Consider the following 17973-nt stretch of genomic DNA (forward strand, 5'->3'; position numbering starts at 1 on the left):
AGCTCCCATTGTGTTTCAACTGTGCGGTTTTCGAACTATGTGGCCGTGCGTTTCGACAAATGGCTGTCGAGCAGCGGGGCAATCGCCGCCCACCCGGCTGGGGTCACCAAACCGGCGTGGTCGTACGGCAGATGGTGTACTGCCATGTCCCGGTCCCCGCGGACTCTGCGCCAGCGATCGGCCAGCAGCTGTCCGGACGCCTCGGCGTCGGCGGTGATCAGAGTAACCGGTCCGTCGTAGGTTGTGTCGGTCGAGCTGGCCACGAGCAAACGAGTGGCATCAAAACCCGCCCGAACAGCGTCGACCAGTCCCGGTGCCTGAGTGAGGATCTCGGGTGGCAGGGCGGCGGCCAGATCTCGGTCGTCGGCATCGTCGCGACCGTGATCGTCACGATCTCCCAGTGGATGAGTATCGATCAGACCGGCGAACTCCACTGTCTCGCCGATATCGACCAGCTGAGCCGCCATCGCGGCAACGACGTTGCCACCGAACGAGTAGCCGAGCAGGTGGTACGGCCCGCTCGGTTGCACGCCGCGAATCGTGTCGACGTACATCGCTGCCAGTTGGTCCACGTTCGTCGGTTCGAGTGGCTCACCGGCAACTGTGGGCAGTTGCAGGCCGAACAGTGGACGGTCGGCCTCGAGAACACCGGTCAAAGGCGCAAAGGGCCAAGCGAATCCACCGGCCGGATGCACGCAGAACAGTGGTTCTCCGCTGCCGTCGGCTCGCAGTGTCAGGAGGCGATCGCGACTCAGATCGATTTCGGACGCCGACTCGTCAAGGTGTGCTGCGAGCTCAGCGACTGTCGGACGGGCCATCAGCGTTGCCACACCGACGCTCACCGACAGGTCGTGCTCCATCTCCCCCACCAGTCGCATTGCTCGAAGCGAGTCGCCGCCGAGATCGAAGAAACTCTCTTCGGGATCGACTGCCTCGACGCCGAGTACCCGCGCAAAGACTTGGCACAGTTGCCTTTCCATCTCGGTTCGCGGTGCTCGGGCCGCTACTCGGGCGGGGGGTGCCGGCAACGCACCGCGGTCCAGTTTTCCGTTGGGCGTCAACGGGATCGAATCCACGACGACGATGTCCGACGGAACCAGGTGTGCCGGTACGCGTTCCCGCAACGCAGCTCGCAGATCGGTTGAATCGGCACCGGGTTCTTCGATGACGTAGCCGACCAGTCTCGGCGGCGCGCCGCCTTCGCTACGGACGGACGCTGCCGCTCGCAACACTCCCGGCAACGACGCCAACGCGGATTCCACTTCACCCAATTCGATCCGAATGCCTCGGATCTTGACCTGATGGTCCGCGCGACCCAGGTATTCGAGTTCACCGTCGCGACGACGCAGTACGACATCGCCCGTGCGGTACATGCGCTTGCCGACGGAGTAGGGATCAGCAACGAACACAGCGGAGGTCAACGCGGTCCGGTGAAGGTAACCCATCGCCGTTCCGTCTCCGGACATGTACAGCTCGCCCGCCGCTCCGATCGGTACCTCCCGCAGACCCGAATCGAGTACCCGCGCAGACGCGTTCAGAATCGGACGACCCAAGCAGGGTGTCTCGCTCCCCTGAACCGGGGATCCCATCGCGTTGATCGTGAACTCCGTCGGCCCGTAAAGGTCGTACCCGTCGACACCGTCCTGATCGCGCAATCGCGACCACAACTCGGCAGGTACAGCTTCTCCGCCGAGCATCACCAACACCGGCGTCCGCTCACCGTCGAGGAGACCGGCGGCCATCAGTTCCCGTGCATACGAGGGGGTTACATTCACGACGTCGATACCGACTTCGCGGTAATGCTTCACCAGAGACGCGGGGTCCAGTCGCGCCTGCTCGTCGATCACGTGAACTTCGTGCCCCGCGAGCAACCAGAACAGTTCCTCCCACGACATGTCGAACGAGAACGAGACTGTATGCGCGATGCGCAGACGTCGGCCACCCACACTGTTTTCGGTCGGAGTGAATATCTCGGCCTTGTGATTGTGATACATCGTCGTCAACCCGCGGTGACCCACCACGACGCCCTTGGGTTTTCCGGTACTGCCCGAGGTGTAGATGACGTAGGCAGGCTGGTCCGGTGAGGTCGGCCCGCAGACCGCAGCCTCGTCGACAACTGGTGCCGAAGACTGCCCGTCGAGTACCCCGGCCACGTCCGGGTCGTCGAGTACCAGACATGCCTGTCCATCGGGAACTACGAGGTCACGCGTCTGAGTCGTGGTGACTACCAGCGCCGCATCGCTGTCGAGGATGAGTTCGCGCAGGCGTGCCGGCGGGTGAGCCAGATCCAAGGGAAGGTAGGCCGCTCCGGTTCTCATGACGGCGAAGATTGCGACGACGTGATCGGCAGTACGCGGAAGTGCGAGCGCGACAACACGGGTCGGTCCCCCGCCTGGTACCGACTGCCCCAGCGCCGAAGCGAGTATCCGTGCCAGTCTGTCCACCCGAGAGTTCATCTCGGCTGCGCTCAGTGTGACGTCTCCGAAGACCAGCGCCGTCTCGTCCGGAGTTGCCGCTGCCCTTTCGCGCAGTAGTGCGTCCACGCTACCGCCGGCCTGGTCCGGCCGTGGCATCACGACGTGCTCCGAAGCGAATTCCGCGGGGGTGCGCGAAAGCGGAACCGCCGTGTCCGCCACCGTGGCGGTATCGGAATTCGCCATCACTTCGAGAATCGTGATGGTGCGGGACAGGATGTCCTGAGCCACGTCGTGCGGAATCAGGTCAGGACGGTTTTCGAGTGTGAGCGCCATCGCCGCGTCCCCGACACCCGGATCCACGTCGAGCGTGAGCGCATAGTGGGTGCCGTCCACTGCGTCGAACCCGACGATTCCACTGCGCCCGAACGTGTCTCGACGTGCCTGTTCGTCACGAGGCGTGTTGCGGAAGACGTAGAGCGTGTCGAACAGTGTTGCGAACCCAGCGCTTCGCTGCACGTCGCCGAGCCCGAGCTGGTGATGCCCCAGCAGCGAACCTTGTTCACGGAACAGGCGTCCGAGCAACGCCGAAATCTCCTCGCCTGGCCGGACCCGGACACGTACCGGAATGGTGTTGAGCGCCAAGCCCACCATGCGGTCGGCGCCCTCGACCTCGGGTGAACGTCCCGAAACCGTCGATCCGAAGACCACGTCGTCACGGCCCGTCACGGCGCGCAATGCCAGGCCCCACGCCGCAGAAACCACGGTGGACAGCGTCACTCCGCTACGTCTGGCCAACTCGCGTACGTGCTCGGTGATGCTCTGTTCGAGCTGAACCCGGGTGAACACCGGCAACGGAGCGCGCCCGCCTGATCCCGTACCACCCACGAGTGTGGGTTGCTCGAGATCCGCGAGGTAGTCCTTCCAGGACGAGATGGCGTCCGTGCGATCCGCTTCGGCGATCCATCGCAGGTGATCACGGAAGTCCGCAGGCTTGTCGAGCGCGCCGTCGAGTCCAACCGGGTCCGTGCCGTGTGTGCGAGCAAACTCGTAGAGCGCAAACAACTCCGCGTACATCAAGGTCTGCGACCAACCGTCGGTCAGCAGGTGGTGCTGAGTGAAGACGAGGTGCGCTCCCCCACCTGGCAACCAGACCAACACCATTCGAATGAGTGGCGGCGCACTCAAGTCGAACAGCCTGCCGAATTCGGCCTCGTCGACGCCGCGGACCTCGATATCCAAGTTCTCGGGTGCGACTGCGCTCAGATCGACCTCACGGAAAGGCATTTCGGCTTCCCTGGGCACGAACTGCACCGGAGCGTCGAACCCGGCGTGTGTGAAACCGGCCCGCAAGTTCGGATAGCGTCGCAAGAGCGCATCCCCCGCTGCGCGGAGTGAGCGAACGTCGACGGCGGCATCGGCGGAGAACTCGAATCGCGGCTGCATGTGATAGACATCCGTGCCGCCGGCGCCGTCGAGAACCGACTGGAAGTACATGCCTTCCTGCAAGGGACCGAGTGGTAGCACGTCCTGCCAGCCCGGGCTCAGCGACTCGAGCCGTGCCCGACGATCCGCATCGACGGCCACGAGCGGACTCTGCACGCGATCCGGCGCGGTGTCGGGCAATGCCTTCCGGTCCACCTTCCCGTTGAGGGTGAGTGGTAGTGCCTCGAGCACCGTGATGGTCTGCGGCACCATGTGTTCGGGTAGGAGCTGCGCAATCTCCTTGCGCACCAGTACCGAATCGAGCGTGGTTGCACCTTCGGGAACCACATACCCGTGCAAACTTCCGGTACCCGCCGCATCGACGCGAACGGTGGCTGCCGCGCGGAACACACCTGCCACCGATCCGAGCGCGCCTTCGACTTCGCCGAGCTCGATGCGGAAACCGCGAACCTTCACCTGATCGTCCGCACGACGAAGGAAGTGCAAAACCCCTCGCCGGCGTCGGACCAGATCGCCGGTGCGGTAGAGGCGTGCCCCCGGCAGAGAAGGATCGGCGACGAACCGAGCGACGGTCAGATCGGGGCGGTTCAGGTATCCGCGTACCACCTGCGCACCGCCCAGATACAGCTCGCCCGCAACGCCTTCCGGAACCTCACGCAGGTCGTCGTCGAGGATTCGCACGTGCACATCGGTCCAGGGCTGACCGATCGTGACTCGGTCGCCGGTCGTGATCACCGAAGATGTCGCCCACACCGTGGCCTCGGTGGGTCCATAGACATTCCGGACCGAAGCAGCGTTGGCCACCAGATCGTCGGCCAGATCCTGCGGGAGGGCTTCCCCTCCCACCAGGGCTCGCACCATCGCGAGTCCGACTGCGTTCTCGTGTTCGGTGACCACTCGCCACAGCGCCGGCGTTGCCTGCATCACTGTCGCATCGCTTGCGATGATCAACGCCGACAACGCATCCGGGTCGCGAACCGTCCTGCGGTCTGCGATCACGACAGTCGCGCCCGCCGCGAGCGGGCACAGCAACTCGAGTGCCGCGATGTCGAACGACACCGTTGTCACCGCGACGATGCGATCGCCCGGCCTGATCCAGCAATCCTCGAGTACCGTGTCCGCGAAGGCTGCGAGGTTGCCCGTCGAGACCATCACGCCCTTGGGGCGACCCGTCGAACCGGAGGTGTGGATCATGTAGGCGAGGTGATCACCCGCCGCGGGCGGCGGAGGAAGCACGACACCCGAGTTGGTGAACTCACCGTCCACGAAGACACTCGTGGCGACCGTGGACGGAAGTTGCCCGGCGCTGTCGATACTGGTCAGGACACACACCGGAGCCGCGTCCTCGATCATGAACTCGAGCCGCTCAGACGGGTAATCGACGTCGAGTGGCAGGTACGCAGCGCCGATGCGCAGTACCGCGAGCAGTCCGGCCACCAGATCCGCATTTCGATCCAGCGCGACGGCGACTACCTTCTCGGGTCCGGCGCCGACCGCGAGAAGTTCGCGGGCCAGCTCGTCGACGCGCGCCGACAGTTCCCCGTAGGTAATTCCGACCTCGCCGGAGATCACCGCGATGTCGTCGGGGTGGCGGCTGACGTGTCGAGCGAACAACTGCGAGATCCCCGACGGCGGCGTCGCGCGTCGGCCCGGGTCGCGATCCGGCTTGTTTTCTGCCAGTCGCAGATCCGCGACGACAGTGCTGATTTCGTGACCGAGGACCGCGATCACACCGTCGAGCAATGCGTCCGCAGTCGCGGCGTCGAACAGCCCGGCATCAACCGTCAATCGAAGTTCTGTTGCGGTTCGGACGAATTCGAGGTCGACGCTCTTTCCGGGCGAGTGACCGACACGGGCAGCGAACAGGCTGCTCGTCGGACGCCCGAGTAGATCGGCGATTCGGTCGAGGCTGACATCGGAATGCGCAAGTGCCTCGGAGACAGCGTTTTCGACTCGCCGAACGACATCGGCAATTCTCGGCCGACCGGACAGGTCGACCCGAATCAGGGTGTCAGTCCCTTCCGAGACCAGTCCGACCGCAAGGTCCCGACCACCGCCGAAGCTGTTCAGCGTCGCCGCCACGGCAGCCAACAGCACCGCGTCGAATCCTGGTTCGTCACCGAACCGGGCATCGCGTAGCTGACGGAGGTAGGTGTGCGGGCGGTACTCTTCGCCGCGCGGGCGGTCATACGGAAGGTCCGTTTCGAGGGGCAGGTCCGCGAGCGTGCGAACCCAGTAACGCTCGTGATCAGGATTTCCCGCCACCGCCGGGGCGCGGAACGTCGCCACGGTCACAACGGGTCGATCGACGCCAACGACCGAATCCGGCGAGAACTTCGTCCGATCGACGCGTGCGGCCACGGCAAGACCGAGGGGGGTCGGGGTGTCGAAGACATCCGAGACGACGACGCGAATTCCCAGCTTGCGCAGGCTTCCCACCAACCGCATCGCAGTGAGCGAGTGACCGCCGAGAGTGAAGAAATTGTCGCCCGGATCGACGTCGGGAATCTCCAACACCGTTTCGACACAGGCGCACACTGCATCCACGACCGCGGGATCGACATCGATCGCAGGATCGGACGCGGCCACCTTTTTCGTGACAGCGACATTTTTCGCGGCAGACACCGCATCGGCAACGGACGCTGCCTGTCGGACTACCGTGAGCACCGCGGATGCGGGAGCTGTCGGCTCGGTCAGCAACCCACGCAGGATCTCCGCGAGCCGTGTGACCATTCGCTCCGCCGTGGCGTCGGAGACAACTGCCGGATCGTGGTACAGAACCAGATCCAGACCGGTGCTCGGCGGCGCCATCAACGTCATCGGATAGTGCGTGACTCCGCGGTTGGTGAATCCCTCGACCCGCAGTGTGTGCGATGCAGGCTGTCCTGCACCGGAGTTCGGGAAGTTCTCGAACACCAGGAGCGTGTCGAACAGTTGCCCGATTCCGGCGATGCGTTCGATCTCGGCCAAACTGGTGTGTTCGACGTCCACGATGTCGAATTGGGCGTTCTGGAGATCGACGAACTGATCGAGCAAAGGCCGGTCCGCGACGATGTCGAGGCGGGCCGGAATCGTGTTGCTGAACAACCCGACCATTCCCTCCACCCCCGAGAGTTCGGCAGGTCGGCCGGACACCGTGGCCCCGAACACGACGTCCCACTGTCCTGTCGCTTCGGCGAGCGCTGCTGCCCACGCACCCTGAACCAGGGTGTTGACCGTCAGCGCTCGCGCACGGCCGAGTTCGATCAGCGCTTCGGCGTCCGATGTCGCGAGAGGAACCTCGAGCGCGACGGGCACACTTCGCGGCGCTCCGGCATCGGCAACGAGAGTCGGCGCGGTGAGCCCACGCAAACGCTCGCTCCACGCTGCGCGGGCAGAGTCCTGATCACGGCCGGCGATCCATGCCAAGTAGTCGCGATACGGCGTCGGCGCAGGGAGGCGGCTGTCGCCGTCGTGGTAGACGTTCATCAGCTCGCGCAGGACGATCGGAGTCGACCAACCGTCGGTGAGCAGGTGGTGCGCGTTGAGGACCAAACGGTGCACCCCGCCGGGCAGCCGAACCAGTAGTGCACGCAGCAGAGGCGGTGTACTGACGTCGAAGACATGCTTGGCGGCCTCGTCCTCGAGCTGATCTGCAGAGCGGAATGCAGTGTCAGCTGGAACGGAGGTCAGATCGACCGAACGCCACTCGACTTTTGCGCCGCGCGGAATGATCTGAACGGGCCGTTCGAACTGCTCGTAGTGAAAAGCTGCGCGAAGGTTCGGGTGCCTGTCGATCACGGTCTCGAACGCGTCGGCCAACTTCGCCTCGTCCAGTGGCCCGGAGAGGTCGAAGCGTGCAGTGAGCGTGTAGACGTCTGCGGCTCCGTCACGGACCGCATGGAACAGGAGACCTTCTTGTAGCGGCGAGAGCGGAAGGACGTCGGCAAGCGGTCCGTGGACGGCTTCGAGTTCGTTGATCCCTGCCTGATCGACCACCGCGCCCTGGCCGAAGATCGTCGCCGAGCAATCGGAAGGCGTCAAACCACCCTCGAAGAGCGCGGCATGCGCGGTCAGGGCAGCGAGCGCACGTTCCCAATGCTCTTGCAGCTCGACGATCGTCGCGCCGTCGAGCACTGAACCCGCCGCAGTCCATTCGACTGCCAGCGTCGTCGAGTCATCCTCTCGGACAAATGCGTTGAGCGCCAGCACTTCCGACATAACCTTCGTCGCCGGCTCGATGACCGCGAATGGATCCTGCTCCGGCAATCGCCATCCGGTTCCGGGCAAGGACGGGAAGCGGCCCAGATAGTTGAGCAGCAGTTCGGGTGTAGCGCACGCGGAAAGGTCAGGTGCGGTGTCGGGATCCAGATGCCGCAGAACTCCATAGCCGACTCCGCCTCCGGGTACGGCGCGTTTTGCCTCCTTCACCGCACGAAGGAGATGTCCCGCAGCTGCTCCGCCGCTCAGTGCGTCGGCAAGATCGTCTGCGGTGAGCAGTGCATCGGTGGGAACCCGGACGGGGAACTCACTGGTGAACCACCCGATGGTTCCGGCGAAGTCGGTGTCGCTGGTGAGCGCGTCGCGGCCATGACCTTCGACGGTAACTGTCTGCGCGGGCAGCCCGATGAGGCCGCGACTGTGCTGCCATGAGCGCAAGGCAAGCATCAATCCCGCGAGAAGCACTTCGTCGGTCTTGGCTCGATACGCCGCCGGAAGCGTGGTCAACAGCGCGTCCGTGACGGCCGGGGGCGCAACAGTTGTCGTGCGAGTGGCGGTTGCGGTCACGTCGATCTTCGGGTCGAGACGACGACTGCCGATCGCCTCGTCGTCCGCCTGTACCGACGCGGACTTCCAGTACTCGAGCTCTGACGCCCTGCTGCCAGAGGCCCCGAATTCCGCGAGCAACCCTGCGTATCGACGCCACGAACTTCCGCCTGCAGCCAACCGGGCCGACCTACGCTCGCGCGCTGCATCGGTAGCTTCGCGGAGGTCTGGAAGCAGAATTCGCCAGGACACACCGTCGACGATCAAATGGTGAGCCACGACGATCAATTGGTCGGGTCGACCGGCCTCGGTATTGACCAGTACGACTCGCAGGAGTTCACCGGCGCGTGGGTCGAGACTCGCCGCCGACGCCTCCGCGAGCTCTCTGATCCGGGACGGCTCGGAGGTGTCGGACACCTCGCGAACGAGTCCCTCGCTGCGCACTGCACCGGCGTCCCGGACGATCAATTCGGTAGTGCCGCTGTCGTTGTCACGGCGCAGGAGCAGGCGTAGAGCGTCATGGTGATCGAGGATCGTCTGCACGCCGGACTGCAGGTCACCCAGTGAAAGGCTGTCGTCGATGCGCACTGCGGTCCACTGCGCATAGCCCGCGATTGCCTCGTCTGCCGAATTTTTTTCGATCAGTGCTCGAACGATCGGCGGGGCGATCACGGTGCCGGTGGCCACGTCCGCAACCGAGGCTACGGCGTCGGCGTCATCGGCAATCTCACGTGCCGCAGCGGCGATGGTTCCCAGATCTCGCTGTGCCAGTAGTTCTTTGGGAGCAACGATTAGTCCGCGCACCCGCAGGCGACTGCTGACACTGATTGCCGTGATGCTGTCACCACCGAGGCCGAAGAAGTCCTCGTCCACGCCGACGCGTTCGCGGCCGAGCACCTCGGCCACCACGTCACAGAGGATTTCCTCGCTCGGTGTGGATGCGGCGCGACCTGCCGATTCGGCAGCCGGGGCTGGTAGTGCCGCACGATCGAGCTTTCCGTTCACCGTGACGGGTAGTTCGTCCAGAACGACGATTGCGGCGGGAACGAGATGATCCGGTACGCGACCGGCGAGGTCACGGCGCAATTCTTCCTGCGGCGGAAGCGCCGCGCCGGCGGCGGCTACAACGTAGCCGACGAGGCTGGGCCGTCCCCCATCCGTGCGGATCAACGCAGCAGCCGCGCCGATTCCGGGTACCGATCCGAGAACAGCCTCGACCTCGCTCAACTCGACTCGATGTCCGCGAATCTTCACCTGCTTGTCGCTGCGACCGATGAAGTCGTAGCCCCGCCCCGGCACCCACCGCGCCACGTCCCCGGCGCGGTACATCAGATCTCCCGGAGCCCCGAAAGGATCTGCGACAAAACGCTCGGAGGTCGCGCCGGCGCGGCCGAGGTAGCCCCTGGCCATTTGCGGTCCCGCCAGGTAGAGCTCACCTCGTTCACCGTCGGCGACCGGCTCGAGCGCGCTGTCGAGCAGGTACGCACGGGTACCCGCGAGGGGGTACCCGATACGCGGTCCGGCACCTTCGACCGTGGTCGCGATCGCGTCGACCGTCGTTTCGGTGGGGCCGTACAGGTTTCGAGCCGGAACACCGGATTCGATGATCGCGTCCCACAGTGCGGGCGGTGCCGCCTCGCCACCCACGACGAGGAGCTGCAACCGATGCGTACGCAGCAACCCGTTGTCCACCATCGCTGCCGCCATCGACGGCGTCGTGTCGACCACGTCGACGCAATCTCGCTCGAACGCCGCGACCAGAGCAACCGCGTCCTTCTGCAGTTCCTCGTCGTATACGTGCACACGATGACCACACAGCAGCCACAACAGTTGATCGAGAGACGCATCGAAGGCGAACGACGCTGTGTGCGCGGTGTGCAGTTGGCGGTTCCCGACGCGCTCGGCGGTGTCCCGGTAGATGGTGGCGCGATGGTGGTGAAGCAGGTGCGCCAATCCACCGCCTCTGACCAGCACACCCTTGGGCTTGCCTGTCGATCCCGAGGTGTAGATGACATACGCCAGGTGATCACCATGCCGTGCTGTCGCCAGTTCACCGAGTTCGAGTGGAAGCTCGGAATTAGCACGGAGTTCTTCGCGGACTGCGTCGGAATCGATGACGAGGGGGTCGGGCCGAGAACCTCCGACGAGTTGCTCGGCCAGAGTGGAAGTGGTGATCACGACCTTCGGCTGCGCGTCGTCGATCAGATCTCGCAACCGCTCGGCCGGGTGCTGCGGATCCAGGGCCACGTACGCTGCGCCCGCGTTCAATGTCGCGAGCAGAGCCACCACCATCTCGGAAGTACGCGGAAGCGCAAGTCCGACAATGTCGTCCGGGCCGACATCGCGGGCCCGAAGCAACCGGGCGAGCTTGTGGACGCGGCCACCGAGTTCTGCGCCTGTCAAACGTTCGTCACCGCACACGAGGACTGTGTCAAGCGCGTGCTCGACAACGATGCGGTCGAACACGTCGGGAACGAGTTCGACCGAGCCGGGCAGCGGTGCAGTTTCGCGGCCGGCGAGAATCCGCGCGGCTTCGGCCGCAGGCATCATCTCCACCTGACCGACGGCAGGATCTCCCTCCCCGACCATCGCGTTGACGATGCTGACGAAACCGGCGAGGCGACGCTGAACCGATTCCCGAGTATTGGTACGCGCGTCCACTTCGAATCCGAGTAGAACTTCGCCGTCCGCAATGGGCGTCACCGTCAAACCCAGGTCCTCCGGCGGTCCCCCGGCGACGTTTCGCAGTACACCCACAGCGCCGGCGAAATCGAGGGCGAAGTCGAAAGCCTTGAGATTGATTCCGATCCCGTGAAGCAGTGCGCCGGTTCCGGCGACGCCCAGGTCCCGAGCAAGATTCTCACCGCGGTAGCGCTGGTGTGCGCGCAGGCTTTTCATCGTGGCGGCCACCTGCTTGCTCAGGTCACCGAGTCGATCGTGGCTGCGAATCGTCAACCGGAGAGGCAGAACGTTGACTGCCATGGCCGGCGTCTTGAGTGCCGTGCGACCTACGCGCGCCATGAGTGGCATCGCGATGACAACATCCGTCTCGCCGAGCAGTCGGTGGAGAAACGCGCCGTAGCAGGCGATCAGTGCCTCGGCCCACGTTGTTCCCGTCGCGTCTGCCACGTCTTTGAGGCGGTTGAGGGCGTCGGCGGTAATGATCTCGCGAACCTGGATCGTTCGTTCCGCCGGACCGGTGACCTGCTGGCCGCGTCCGTCCAACGCGGGCAACGGCGTCAGGACATCACGCCAGTAGTCACGATCTTCCGCGAACTGCTCGCCAGCCCGGTACGCCTCGTCCTCGCTGACCAGATCTGTCATAGAACCGAATCGCGTTGGTGCGACGTCGGTTCCCTTCTTCGCGGCCGTGTAGTGCGCGGCGACACGACGCGAAATCATGGCTGCGCTGTAGCCGTCGACGATCAAGTGGTGATAGAGCTGGATGCACCAGATCTCGCGATCGGAGAGCCTGATCAGCGAGTACGTGTACAGCGGACGCTCCACCATCAGGCGGCAGTACTCGGACGCCCGGCTGCGCTCGGCGTCGACCAGTGCGTGCGCCACGGCTACGGGATCGCGCTCGTCACGGACGTCGGTGATCGGGATGATGCCAACCGGCTCGTCGGAGATGTACTGACGCGGGCCGTCCGCCGTCTCGATCATCCGCAGCCGCATGGTTTCGGCTTCACCGATCGTCGCCGTGATGGCGGCTGTCAGCAGTTCGGTGTCGATCGGTTCGTCACCCGAGATTTCGAGCACCTCGCCGACGAGGTAGCTCCGAGATTCGGGATCAAGCCTCTGTGCGTTCCAAATCCCGAGTTGAGCTCCTGTGAGAGCAAACGTAGCTTCGCTCGCCGCTCCGGAGTTCGAACCTGGAAGAACGCTCACACTGATCCCCTCGTCTGTGGACACACGTCACCCAAGGGTGACCTAACGTCGTTTTGGGTAGCCTAAACTAAATGTCAATGAATCGGGGAATCCGCCTCGCCGGTGACCCGAGAACCGACGGCTCCCGACGCGTTAATCAGAGGACACGCGCTTCTACAACCGCTTGCGGGACAGTCTCTTTCGTGAATCGAAACGAGAAAGTGAAGGCTAGTCCATCAGCGTTGCCGCGACGGTTCCGCCCAGTTCATAACAACCATCGCGGACAGATTTGTCCACGCTCACAGTCACTTCGAGCGGATCCGCCACCGCGACCAATCCGAGCCCGGTGGCGAGTTTGCGCACCGAGGACACTGCACCGGCAGTGTCGTTGTTGCCGTGAACCCACAGGCCGTACGGTCGATCCGAAACCGCGCCGAGGCATTGGTAGTACGTGGTGTCGAAGAAGTATTTCAGCGCGCCCGACATGTAACCGAAATTGGCGGTGGTTCCGAAAAGATAGCCGTCAGCAGCGAGGACGTCGGGCACCGTCGCCGCCAACGCCGGCATCACCTTCACCTCGACGCCCTCGATCTCGGGATCGCGAGCCCCGGCCAGGACTGCATCCAACAATTCGTGGGTTGTCGGCGAGGGCGAGTGGTGAACCACCAACAGAGTCTTCACACATCTGACAATACGGCGACGGGTGGCGCACCCGTCGCCGTTCACGCCTACGCCGAAACGGTTTCCGCGCTCATCGCCTTGACCAGGTCGTCGGTTCGGGTGACCGAGGCGCAGCGCCCGGCCGCGTACTCGAGCGCACCGACATGCTCGTCCAGGGAGAAGTCGGCTACCGCGTCGCCCACGAAGAAGATCTGCACGTCTTGCATGAACCCGTCCAAAGCGGTAGTCAGGCAACCGATGTGGGCATAGATTCCGGTGATGATCAGCTGGTCACGCCCACTCTCGCGCAGCCGCTCACGCAGATCCGTCTTGATGAAGGCGCTGTAGCGCCATTTTGTGAGCATCACGTCGTCCGAATGCGGAGCCAACTCGGCGATCACGTCGGTGTGAGCGGGATCTGCCTTCAGACCCGGTCCCCAGAAATCCGACAGCAACGCACGCTCCTCGGGATCCTGATCACCGGGTTGGGCGGTGTAGACGATCGGGATTCCGGCAGCTCGCGCCGACGAACGAAGCCGGTCGATGTTCGGAACCACGGTTTGGAGCGGGTCGACGCTTCGGTCGTACGCGTTCACGAAATATTCCTGCATGTCGTGCAGAAGCAACACCGCTCGGGAAGGATCGAGAGTCCAGTCGACCCGATTCTGCGGAAACTCGGTGGGCATCTCGTATCGCACTGCTGTGGGTAGCGCCATGATGAATCTCCTCGAAAATGTGGGGGTGGGAACCGATCAACTCGACAGAGTCTGTGCGGCAATCGATTCGCTGAGAACACGGCGCAAGGCCGCCTTGCTGGTCTTTCCGACGCCGGTGACGGGGAACTCGGTCACGAACTCCACTCGATCCGGAACCTTGTACGCCGCAACGCCTCGGCCTCGTATGTATCGCTTGATCTCGCCGACGGTCGGTGCATCTCCGGAAATCACCAGAACAGCACAGGTTCGTTCGCCCAGGTACTCGTCGGGAACGGCGACGACGGCCGCATCGTGGACAGCCGGATGCGAGAGCAGGTGGTTCTCGATCTCCTCGGCCGCAACCTTCTCACCGCCGCGGTTGATCTGGTCTTTTGCGCGCCCCTCGACTATCAGATGTCCTGAATCGGTGACGCTGACCAGATCGCCGGTGCGATAGAAACCTTCGGCGTCGAAGACCTCGGCATTGTGCGCATCCGCCCGGTAATAGCCACGGATCGTATACGGACCCCGAGTCAGTAAGTGCCCCGTGGTTCCGGGCGCGACGAGCGCGCCTTCGTCGTCGACCACACGAACCTCGTCGTCGGGTGAAATGGGCCGGCCCTGAGTGCTGACGATCAATTCTTGCGTGTCGTCGAGGCGGGTGTAGTTGACCAGCCCCTCGGCCATCCCGAACACCTGCTGGAGGGTGCAGCCCAGCTCCGTGGGTACGCGTGCAGCGGCTTCGGCGCTGAACTTCGCTCCGCCGACGCCGAGAACCCGCAAGCTCGACAGATCGTGATCTGCCTTACTGGGGGCGGCCATCCAGGCCAACGCGATCGGTGGGACCAAGGAAGCGTGCGTGACTCGCTCTGATTCGATCAGACCGAAAGCTGTGGAGGGCATGGTGTCCGGCGCCAGAACCACGGAGCCGCCCGCGTGGAGAACACCCAGGATGCCCGGCGAACTCATCGGAAAATTATGCGCTGCAGGAAGAACCACCAACATGCGCGTCGAGTCGTCGACGCCGCAGATCGGGTTGGACGCTCGCACCGAGTAGAGGTAGTCGGCGTGCGTTCGCGGAATCAGCTTCGGAACACCGGTCGTGCCACCGGAAAGCTGAAGAAAGGCGACCGACAACGGATCGACGTCGGCAAGAACGGGAACCTCGTATCCGCGCAGCGAATCGAAACCGACAAACTCTTCGGGGTCACCGGCCACGATCACAACAGGCGGAGTCTCGAGGCCTTCGTTCACCTCACGCGCCAGCGCGCGGTAGTCGAACCCGCCATGACGGTCAGCGACGATATAGGCAGCGACATCAGCGAACTGGCAGAAGTATCCGATTTCGGTTCGGCGATGCGCCGGCAACCCGAATACCGGCAGGGCGCCGAGCTTCAACACACCGAACAATGCTTCGACGTATTCCACGATGTTCGGCAGCTGCAGAAGCACCCGGTCACCGGCGCGAACACCCAAGCCGGACAGGCCTCCGGCCACGGCCGAGCTGCGACGATCGAGGTCGGAATATGTCAGCCGTGTCTGTGTGCCAGAGGCATCGCTGCCGACCACCGCTTCGTTGTCGGGATGCCGTGCGGCCGCGGCCGTGACGAATCCGGCCAGCGTCTCGTCAGTCCAATAGCCTCGTTCCCGATAATGCGTCACCAAATCGGGTGGATACTGTGCGACGGGTGCCAAGGGCTCGCGAGCGATCCTCGAGGTCATGCAAGTGACTCCTGTTCGAAAGTACTGTCAGCAAATACGTCTCACGCTTTGAGCGTCGCTCCACCGTCGACGTACAGCGCCTGCATGGTGATGTGGGCCGCCCGGTCGGACAGCAGGAAGTGCACCGAGTCCGCGATATCGTCTGCGGTGGCCAGTTTTCCGAGCGGAATACCCAGGCGATAGCTCGCCAGATTGCCTTCGATGACCGCGTCGGCACCCGAATCGTCGGAAGGGTCCGACCACAATGACCGCTGCATCGCTGTGTCGGTGGATCCCGGAGCGACCACGTTGACACGAATGCCGTCAGTAGCCAGCTCCAGTCCAGCGGTTCGAACCAACATGGTGGCAGCAGCTTTGGACGAACCGTAAGCACCCATCCCGATACGTGGGACACCGGCCGCGTTCGACGAGACGACCACGATCGCCCCGGCCCGACGGCGACGCATTTCCAGTCCCACGCTTTGCAGCACGTTCAGCAATCCGAAGACGTTGACGCCGAATATCTTCCGCCACTGGTCCGGATCGGAGTCCAGCACCGATCCGGTGTCGAGAATTCCGGCGACGTGCGCGAGCGCGTCGATCCGGCCGAACGTGTCCATCGTCGAGGCCACTGCAGCGTCGACTGCCTGCCGATCGGTCACGTCCACGACGTGACTCTCGATATCGGCGCCTTCGACGATTGTTTCTGCCAATTCCGCAGTTACCCGCTTCAATTCGACGTCGTCGCGATCGAGCAACGCCAGCGAATACCCGTCGCGCGCAAGCGTACGGGCCACTGCGGCGCCGATCCCCGCCGCAGCACCGGTGACCACGGCGATTCGGCGCTCGCTCACTGCGGGCACAGGACCTGAACCCAGGCATTGATCGTGGGCTCTTCTGCCAACTCCGCGAAGTCGGCATCCGCGCCCGCTCCCCGCCACCGTTCGACGAGCGTCATCAAGCGAACCGAGTCAAGGCCTTCGTCACCCAGGTCCGCGTCGTCGCCGAGTTGTTCTGCCCTCATCGACAGAACCTCGGCGACGTCGCGCACGATCTGGTCACGGTCCACGGTGTTGCTCATCGGTCTCCTCGAGTAGTGGTCGACGCGCTCAGATCGAGCCAACCCAACCCTCGTGTCGACCCCGTCCGCACGCCTTGACTTTAGGCCAGCCTAACCATAACGGTACGGAAGTACACAACCCGGGCGCTCGCAACACAAATTCACCCAAACTAAGGCTAGCCTCAACATAACAAGCAATCTGCCGAACTGGAAGGGTGTCCATGTCAGCACTCGCCGAAGTCTCCGAATTCCCGTTGCGCAACAACCGGACTGACGATGAAACGGACTCCGTTTTCCTGCTCTCACGTAGGCAAACGTCGATCCGCACTTCGGGAGCAGTCGAAGAATTCGACTCGGCCTTCGACGCTGCCGAAGCCCTCAAGACCGGGCGCATCGACTCGGTCGTCGGCGCCCTGCCGTTCTCCCCGGAGTCGCCGTCCGCCCTCACCGCGCCACTGAGTTTCACACGAGTCCGCGGTGATCTATATCACTCGAACATCCCGTCACTACCCACTTCGCGGGTAGCCGGATTCGAACCCAGCCCGCAGATCCACACCGACAGGGTCCGCGGAGCCATCGAGCGACTTCGAGCAGGCGAACTCGACAAAGTTGTCCTCGCACGCTCCCTGACCATCGAGGCCGAGTCCACGATCTTCCCCGCCGCTCTGGCCGAGAAACTGATTGCACTCGATCACGCGCACAACGGTTTCTGCGTCGACCTGTCCCCCGCCGGAGGAAAGTACCGCGGTCGTTCGCTGGTCGGTTCGACGCCCGAGGTTCTGATCGAAAGGCGAGGCGGCGTCGTCACCTGCCACCCGCTGGCGGGCTCGATTGCACGCCACCCGAATTCGGATCAGGACGAGGCGAATGCCGAGCAACTCCGCGCGTCGACTAAAGATCTGGCCGAACACGCGTTTGTCGTCGACTCCATCAGCGCGATACTCGGACCACTGTGCACGTCCTTCAATGCACCCAGCGCACCGGAAATCCTTCGGACACCGCAACTGTGGCATCTCGGGACCAAGATCGAAGGTGTCCTGATCGACCCGAGCCTGACCTCGCTCGAACTCGCAATGGCGCTGCATCCGACTCCCGCTGTCTGCGGCACACCGACGGTCGCCGCACGCGAGCACATCACCGCAACCGAAGCCGATCGTGGGTTCTATGCCGGTGCCGTGGGCTGGTGCGACCGGACTGGAGACGGCGAGTGGATGGTTGCTATTCGTTGCGCCGAGATCGCAGCAGACGGCCTCTCGGCGCGGGCCTACGCCGGCGGCGGCATCGTCGCTACTTCCGACCCGGAAATCGAATTGAGAGAGACCAGTACAAAATTCCGCACGCTACTCAGTGCGTTCGACCTCGCTGAACATCAGCTCTGACA

The 17973-nt window shown here is 63.9% G+C and carries 7 protein-coding genes; 1 reads left to right on the plus strand and 6 read right to left on the minus strand.

What is annotated here, in order from left to right; translation table 11 throughout:
• Nucleotides 1-35: 35 nt before the first annotated feature.
• The 6 genes from M1L53_RS09360 to M1L53_RS09385 form a co-directional block, all read right to left on the minus strand.
• Nucleotides 36-12497, minus strand: a complete 12462-nt coding sequence (locus M1L53_RS09360) for a non-ribosomal peptide synthetase (RefSeq protein ID WP_232319097.1) — start codon at nucleotides 12495-12497, stop codon at nucleotides 36-38.
• Between the two features lie 207 nt (nucleotides 12498-12704).
• Nucleotides 12705-13157: a flavodoxin family protein gene (locus tag M1L53_RS09365; RefSeq protein ID WP_003942217.1), complete on the minus strand. Its 453-nt coding sequence runs from the start codon at nucleotides 13155-13157 to the stop codon at nucleotides 12705-12707.
• 47 nt (nucleotides 13158-13204) lie between these two features.
• Entirely contained in the window at nucleotides 13205-13852 is a 648-nt protein-coding gene (locus M1L53_RS09370) for an isochorismatase family protein (protein ID WP_003942132.1), read from the minus strand.
• Nucleotides 13853-13888: 36 nt separating this feature from the next.
• Nucleotides 13889-15553, minus strand: a complete 1665-nt coding sequence (locus M1L53_RS09375; protein ID WP_054188547.1) for a (2,3-dihydroxybenzoyl)adenylate synthase — start codon at nucleotides 15551-15553, stop codon at nucleotides 13889-13891.
• 41 nt (nucleotides 15554-15594) lie between these two features.
• Nucleotides 15595-16395 carry a 2,3-dihydro-2,3-dihydroxybenzoate dehydrogenase gene (locus tag M1L53_RS09380; protein WP_003942103.1) on the minus strand — a complete coding sequence of 267 codons (801 nt, stop codon included), beginning with the start codon at nucleotides 16393-16395 and terminating at the stop codon, nucleotides 15595-15597.
• Nucleotides 16383-16613 (minus strand): phosphopantetheine-binding protein, encoded by a 231-nt coding sequence (locus M1L53_RS09385; RefSeq protein ID WP_003942230.1) that lies wholly within the window; start codon nucleotides 16611-16613, stop codon nucleotides 16383-16385. The genes M1L53_RS09380 and M1L53_RS09385 overlap by 13 nt, the downstream gene beginning before the upstream one ends.
• A 200-nt stretch (nucleotides 16614-16813) precedes the next feature.
• On the opposite strand from M1L53_RS09385, the gene M1L53_RS09390 reads away from it, so the two are divergent.
• Entirely contained in the window at nucleotides 16814-17971 is a 1158-nt protein-coding gene (locus tag M1L53_RS09390; RefSeq protein ID WP_083471241.1) for an isochorismate synthase MenF, read from the plus strand.
• The last annotated feature ends 2 nt before the right edge of the window (nucleotides 17972-17973 follow it).

Source organism: Rhodococcus sp. T9N (genome assembly GCF_024436645.1).
Taxonomy (GTDB): Bacteria; Actinomycetota; Actinomycetes; order Mycobacteriales; family Mycobacteriaceae; genus Rhodococcus_F; species Rhodococcus_F qingshengii.

Coding starts and splice junctions, on each gene's coding strand:
- M1L53_RS09370 (WP_003942132.1), bottom strand. CDS start 13,852: ATGGCGCTACCCACAGCAGTGCGATACGAGATGCCCACCGAGTTTCCG.
- M1L53_RS09375 (WP_054188547.1), bottom strand. CDS start 15,553: ATGACCTCGAGGATCGCTCGCGAGCCCTTGGCACCCGTCGCACAGTAT.
- M1L53_RS09385 (WP_003942230.1), bottom strand. CDS start 16,613: ATGAGCAACACCGTGGACCGTGACCAGATCGTGCGCGACGTCGCCGAG.
- M1L53_RS09390 (WP_083471241.1), top strand. CDS start 16,814: ATGTCAGCACTCGCCGAAGTCTCCGAATTCCCGTTGCGCAACAACCGG.